At 39.6% G+C, this 6,318-nt stretch carries 6 protein-coding genes; all 6 read right to left on the reverse strand.

Annotation, left to right across the window (positions count from 1 at the left end):
• Positions 1–70: 70 nt before the first annotated feature.
• The 6 genes from P2W73_RS24185 to hisIE all read right to left on the reverse strand — a co-directional run bounded on the left by P2W73_RS24185 (position 71) and on the right by hisIE (position 6,104).
• Positions 71–700: a response regulator gene (locus tag P2W73_RS24185; RefSeq protein WP_276504680.1), complete on the reverse strand. Its 630-nt coding sequence runs from the start codon at positions 698–700 to the stop codon at positions 71–73.
• A 286-nt stretch (positions 701–986) separates the two neighbouring features.
• Positions 987–2,273, reverse strand: coding sequence for an adenosylmethionine--8-amino-7-oxononanoate transaminase (bioA, locus tag P2W73_RS24190; RefSeq protein WP_276504681.1), 1,287 nt, complete (start codon positions 2,271–2,273; stop codon positions 987–989).
• A complete protein-coding gene (gene bioD / locus P2W73_RS24195) occupies positions 2,270–2,893 on the reverse strand; it encodes a dethiobiotin synthase (protein WP_276504682.1) in 624 nt (207 codons plus the stop codon). Before bioD ends, bioA begins: the two co-directional genes overlap by 4 nt.
• Positions 2,890–4,056: an aminotransferase class I/II-fold pyridoxal phosphate-dependent enzyme gene (locus P2W73_RS24200; protein ID WP_276504683.1), complete on the reverse strand. Its 1,167-nt coding sequence runs from the start codon at positions 4,054–4,056 to the stop codon at positions 2,890–2,892. Before P2W73_RS24200 ends, bioD begins: the two co-directional genes overlap by 4 nt.
• Before the next feature lie 64 nt (positions 4,057–4,120).
• Positions 4,121–5,104, reverse strand: coding sequence for a biotin synthase BioB (gene bioB, locus P2W73_RS24205; protein ID WP_276504684.1), 984 nt, complete (start codon positions 5,102–5,104; stop codon positions 4,121–4,123).
• A 409-nt stretch (positions 5,105–5,513) separates the two neighbouring features.
• Positions 5,514–6,104 (reverse strand): bifunctional phosphoribosyl-AMP cyclohydrolase/phosphoribosyl-ATP diphosphatase HisIE, encoded by a 591-nt coding sequence (hisIE, locus tag P2W73_RS24210; protein ID WP_439145499.1) that lies wholly within the window; start codon positions 6,102–6,104, stop codon positions 5,514–5,516.
• Between the last annotated feature and the right edge of the window lie 214 nt (positions 6,105–6,318).

A 6,318-nucleotide genomic window follows, 5' to 3' on the forward strand; every position in this document is an offset into this window, starting at 1 on the left:
AAAATATGGATGCCCGGGTAACCCACAAGCAAACTACCGTTTCAGAGGATAAGGTTGATTTAAAGACTTTTTAAAGGCCTTTAGTATTAATGTAATTTACAAGGGCTGCCGTATTTTTCAGCTTTAATTTCTTGAGAATATTATAGCGATGCACTTCTACTGTTTTCAGGGAAATATCCAGTTGTAATGCTATTTCTTTTGACGAGAGTCCTTCTTTTATCAGCTTGATGATATCGATCTCTCTGCGGGACAGATTGTTTAACTCATCGGAGTTCTCATCCATTTCCTGCTCGGCTAAAATCGCTTTTACCTCCTCGCAAATGTATTTTTTTCCATTATTCACTTCGATGATAGCCGTCACCATTTCTTCCTTTGATGAATTTTTGGTTACATAGCCCATGGCCCCCAACTGCATCATCCGCTTGGCATAAGCCGGCATGGTGTGCATGGATACAGCGATGATCCTGGATTCCGGCGAAATTTTGTGAATTTGCCTGGTAGCATCAAACCCATTTATTGGTGTCATATTAACATCCATGAGAATAATTTGCGGTCTTTTTTCTCCCGCAATTTCTATGGCTTCTTCACCCGAACTTGTCTCGCCAATAACTGTAAATCTTGAATCGCTGTTGAGTATAAATGCCCAGGAGTCCCGAATCAGTTTATGATCGTCTACAAGAAGAATTGTAATTTTTTCCATTTGGATATACGGCTACTAACTTTAAATTGATGTGAGTCAAACAGTCAGAAAAGTCATGCAAAAAAAGCCAATAATTCTGACAATAAAAAGCAAATTAAAATTAAATCAGCTTCAACCTCGGTTTATATGCTTACGTACATGAACTTTATAAAAATACAAGGCTTATTTCGAAAATCTTCTTTTTTTTATATTAATGGTAATAGACTTGCTGCTATGGCAAAGGACATTGAAGTGATGTCAATTCGCTTAAAAAACCTTAGCCTCTAAAACATGAACCGCTATTCATCTAAGTAAAGATTTCCGCCGAAACTCTCTCAATAGCATTATATACCTGCTTCAATTCTTCGTTGGTAATGCAATAAGGGGGCATTACATAGACTGTATTTCCCAATGGTCGCAAAAGAATGCCTTTGCTTATAAAGTAATTATACAACCTGTCACGCAGTGAATTGAAATAGGATGTTTCTTCAGGTGAATTAAAATCGATAGCGAGAATAGTACCCGTGCTGCGGAGATTTTTAAATGCAGGGGTATTACTATTCCGCTCAATAAAATATTGGTGTTGCCTGACTATTCGCCTGATATTTTCATTACTTTCTTCTTTTAGTAAAAGATCAAGACTTGCTAATGCGGCTGCACAAGCAACAGGATTAGCTGTATAAGAATGTCCATGAAAAAAAGTCCTTGAACGATCCTCCGACAAAAAAGCATTGAAAATTTCCTGTGTACAGGAAGTAACGCCTAAAGGCATAGTGCCACCGGTTATTGCTTTTGACAAACAAATTATGTCAGGCCTGGTGTCAATGTGATCGCAGGCAAATAGTTTTCCGGTTCTGCCGAAACCTGTCATCACTTCATCAGCAATAGTGATGATATCATTTTCCTTACAAGTACTTATTAGTTGATTCAGTACACCCGGTTCATACATTAACATGCCTCCGGCTCCCAATACTAATGGCTCAATAATAAAGGCTGCAATCTGCTCATGATTACTATCAATTTGCTCTTTTAACTTTTTAAGGGTTGACAGTTCCATTCCTTTTTCCGGAAAGGGAATATGAATAACATCAAACAAAAGAGATGAAAAAGGGTCGGTAAAGGAACTCCGCGAACTTACTGACATAGCGCCAAATGTATCGCCATGATAAGCATGTTCCATAGCGATGATCTTATTTTTGGGTTGCCCTTTATTACTCCAATATTGCAAGGCCATTTTTACAGCTACTTCTACAGCTGTAGATCCGTTATCCGAATAAAATATCCTTGCCTGGTTGTTTGGTAATATATTGAGTAATCGTTCTGCAAGTAATACTGCAGGTTCGTGTGTAAAGCCAGCAAAAATAGTGTGCTCCAGTTTCAATAATTGGTCAGCAACTTTCTGTGCGATATAAGGGTGTGCATGCCCATGAATATTGACCCACCAGGACGAAACCGCATCAATATATTTATTACCTGCATCATCAATTAAATACACACCTTCTCCTCTTGTAATCCCAATCGGTGGATTGCTTAATTTCATCTGCGTGTAAGGATGCCAAATGACCTGTTGATCTCTCTCTGAAAGATTTCTCATAAACCATTCAATTTTTCCCGGAACTTATCCGCATACCGCTTTACAGTTTCTTTGCTGATGATTTTTTCGTGATCGATCCTCGCTATGCAATTTACTCCGGTGTACTGCAGGATAAAATCTTCTGTTGCTGCATTGGGCTCACCATTAAAAATTATTCCTGCCAGCCTGATGGCATGATGTTTCAATACCTCAACTGATAATAATGTATGATTGATGCTTCCAAGATAATTCTGTGACACCAGCACAACAGGAAGGCTCCATTGTTTAAGCAGATCAATATTCAGTCGCTCATCATTCAGTGGAACCATTAAACCGCCGGCTAATTCTATAACAACTGCATTGACAGATTCGGGAATAGTAAGTTTCTCCAGTTCTATTATTACCCCATCAATTTTTGCTGCGGCATGTGGCGACATGGGTGTTGCCAACCGGTATGCTTCGGGATGAAAAAAAGTTTTTGTATTGCTGTTATGCTGTTTGACAAAATCCGTATCAGTGAAATCAAGATTTCCAGCCTGCACCGGTTTCCAATAATCAGCTTGCAATGCTTCGGTAATTATAGCAGCTACAAGAGTTTTTCCAATACCTGTGCCAATACCTGCTACTACAACTCCAGTCATGAAAAAAGAATTTGATTTAATGCATGTTTCAATTCATCCAGTTGCTGCATAGTATTATGCATGTGCAGGCTGATACGCAACCGTTCTTTACCAATCGCAACGGAAGGACTAACGATGGCCCGTACATCAAATCCCCTTGCCTGCAATTGTTTTGCAACATGTCTTGCCCGCTCACTTCCGGGTATTACCAGGCTTTGAATAGGGCCAATGCTGTTGATAAGCCATGTATCATCAGCGGAAACTAATCCTTTCTTAAAATGTTCAATAAGCTGATGCAGGTAAGCATTATCAAAATCAGTTGCCATTAACTGTTCGTATGCTGCTTTAACAGTGAACAGGGAATGGAGCGGAAGCGCCGTCGTAAAGATAAAAGAACGGGCGAAGTTGATAAGATAATTACGTAGTACATCGCTGCCAACGACCACTGCTCCATGACACCCTACTGCTTTGCCGAATGTATGCACCCTCGCAAATACATCCCGTTCTAATCCAAAGTAATTCACCAATCCCCTTCCTTGTCTTCCAAAAACACCAGTAGCATGGGCTTCGTCTACAATTAAATGGGCATTGTATTGTTTGCACAGTGAAACGATTTCCGGAAGCGGCGCCATATCGCCGTCCATTGAATACACGGATTCGATGGCAACAAAAATACTTGCCTTGCCGGCAGACAGGTTTCCTTTTGCTTTCTGTAATTTCTTTTCAAGATCTGCGGTATCGTTATGAGCAAACCGCAGGCGGTTGGCATAACTCAACCTGCAACCATCGATCATACTGGCATGGATCAGTTCATCACAAAGCAGTGTATCATCTTTTTTAGCAATGCTTGAAAACAACCCAACATTGGCATCATAACCCGAATTAAAAAGCAAACCGGCTTCTGCATGGTGAAATCCTGCTAAAAATCGCTCCAGCTCCTCCGCATAGGATGTATTGCCTGATATTGAACGGGAGCCAGTTGATCCCGCTAAATTGCTTACTTCCTCCTCCAATTGTTTCACACGATGTTTTATTTTTTCAGAACGTGCAAAACTTAAATAATCATTTGAACAAAAATCTATCAGTCCTTCATTCATCTGCAGAAAGCGATACATAGAAGCCTCTTTTCTTTTATCAAGAACTTCCTGTAGCGAATCATTGATTGTTTTAGATGGTGTTTCCACGGAAGAAGAATTGTTACCTGTTACTTGTTACCGGTAACAGGTAACTAAATTTTATTTAAGAAAATCAGCTTTCAACTTCTATCTTGTTCTTTTCATTCTTAAACGCTTCTCTTGGTTTCAATCCAAGAATCTCAAACATCTGCATATCATCATTGAAAGATGGATTGGGAGTAGTTAATAATTTATCACCTGCAAAAATAGAATTGGCCCCTGCCATAAAACATAATGCCTGCTCCGGCAAACTCATTTCCAGCCGTCCTGCAGATAAACGAACAACTGTCTTTGGCATAATGATACGTGTAGTAGCGATCATTCTTACCATATCCCATACTGAAACTCTCTCCTGGTTTTCCAATGGCGTTCCTTTTACCGCTACCAATGCATTGATAGGAACCGATTCAGGATGTTGAGGCAAATTGGAAAGTGTATGCAACATGCCTACCCTGTCTTCTACCGTTTCACCCAACCCGATGATACCACCGGAACAAACCGTTAGTTTCGCTTTGCGAACATTATGCAGTGTTTGCAAACGATCATCATAGGTTCGGGTGGTGATGATGTTTTTATAATTCTCTTCGGAAGTATCTACATTATGATTATACGCATATAATCCCGCCTCTTTTAATTTTTCCGCCTGCTCATACGTAAGCATGCCGAGCGTACAGCACACTTCCATATCCATTGCATTCACGGCTTTCACCATTTCTAATACACGGTCAAAGTCGCGGTTGTCACGCACCTCCCGCCAGGCAGCTCCCATACACAAACGGGAAGCCCCGCCCTGCTTGGCTTTCTGTGCGGTCGCTACGACTTCCTCCACTTTCATCAAAGCATGAACATCTACACCGGTATGGTATCGTGCCGCCTGCGGGCAATAAGCACAGTCTTCTGAACAGCCTCCCGTCTTAATAGAAATCAGGCTGCTGATCTGCACTTCACCATAGTCGTTATTAATCCTGTGAATAGTTGCTGCTTCGTAGATCAAATCAAGCAGCGGGCGGTGATAAATTTCCGAGATTTCATCCTTAGTCCAGTTGTTGCGAATCATATCTTAATTTGAAGGGTCAAAACTACTTGTATTTGTCGAAATAAAAAGTGCTGCGTGTATGTTATTAATTATAACATTATTTGATATGATTCTTTTTATGAACCGGGCTGTGTTACTACAATCATCGTCTGTTGGTCGCACTCTTCAACGTTCAGTCCGCTATTGGGCATATTACAAACAGGTTCATTCAATTCAGGCAACCTTAATAAAAAAATCACATTCTTCCTCCTGAACATTATTACCTTATTGGACAGATAAAAATAATAGTTTGAACATTCTTAGCAATTGGTTAAAATAATGTAATAAGGTTAGCAATACAATAAAATAACTGACCTACTAAGGTTGGCAGGCGATCACTTCAGTGAAAGAATACATGCTGCCAAAAACTGGTCTTACTAATTGCAAAAAACTATTTGTGGCGCTCCGACAAAACTTTTTTTACATCTTCAATGGTAAAACCCTTAGCCTGTAAAAGTACCATGTAATGAAATAAAAGATCGGCAGCCTCATTAATAAACAAATCGTTGTTATTGTCCTTTGCTTCGATTACTAACTCGATCGCTTCCTCCCCCACTTTTTGAGCAACTTTATTTATACCCTTATCAAACAACCCGGATGTATAAGATTTTTCTGACCGGTTATCAAATCTCTTTTTTATAATCGCTGTAAGCGTTTGAAAAAAATCACCGCTGTTTGTTTCATTAAAACAAGTATCGGCACCTGTATGACATACAGGACCTACGGGATTTGCCCTGATCAGCAATGTATCATTATCACAATCTGCAATGATCTTTTTCAGCAATAAAAAATTTCCACTCTCTTCTCCTTTTGTCCATAAGCGTTGCTTGCTGCGGCTATAAAAAGTCACTTTACCAATTTGTTGTGTTTGCTTCAAAGCCTCTTCATTCATAAACCCCAGCATCAGCACTTTATTTGTAGCATCGTCCTGTATGATCGCCGGCACCAGGCCATCACTATATTTTGCAAAATCTATTGTCATAATAATTTTATTTTTTTCTTTAATCCGACTAAAGCCTTTGATATTGGGCTAAAGCCCATTTAGGATGAGGGCTTTATTGCCCCGCCATTAAGTGGCTGTTGCGCGACTGTAATTTTAGATTGTTATGAAATTATACTTTGAACAAGTGCTTGCAATATTGAACTTTAGCATCCATGTGTTATTTATTCTATAGCGTAATATAGATTTCCATAAA

The organism is Terrimonas pollutisoli (genome assembly GCF_029360765.1).
GTDB lineage: Bacteria > Bacteroidota > Bacteroidia > Chitinophagales > Chitinophagaceae > Terrimonas_B > Terrimonas_B pollutisoli.

Bases quoted from the DNA above. Each gene is read 5' to 3' on its own strand.
- P2W73_RS24185 (WP_276504680.1), bottom strand. From the start codon at position 700: ATGGAAAAAATTACAATTCTTCTTGTAGACGATCATAAACTGATTCGG.
- bioA (WP_276504681.1), bottom strand. From the start codon at position 2,273: ATGAGAAATCTTTCAGAGAGAGATCAACAGGTCATTTGGCATCCTTAC.
- bioD (WP_276504682.1), bottom strand. From the start codon at position 2,893: ATGACTGGAGTTGTAGTAGCAGGTATTGGCACAGGTATTGGAAAAACT.
- bioB (WP_276504684.1), bottom strand. From the start codon at position 5,104: ATGATTCGCAACAACTGGACTAAGGATGAAATCTCGGAAATTTATCAC.
- hisIE (WP_439145499.1), bottom strand. From the start codon at position 6,104: ATGACAATAGATTTTGCAAAATATAGTGATGGCCTGGTGCCGGCGATC.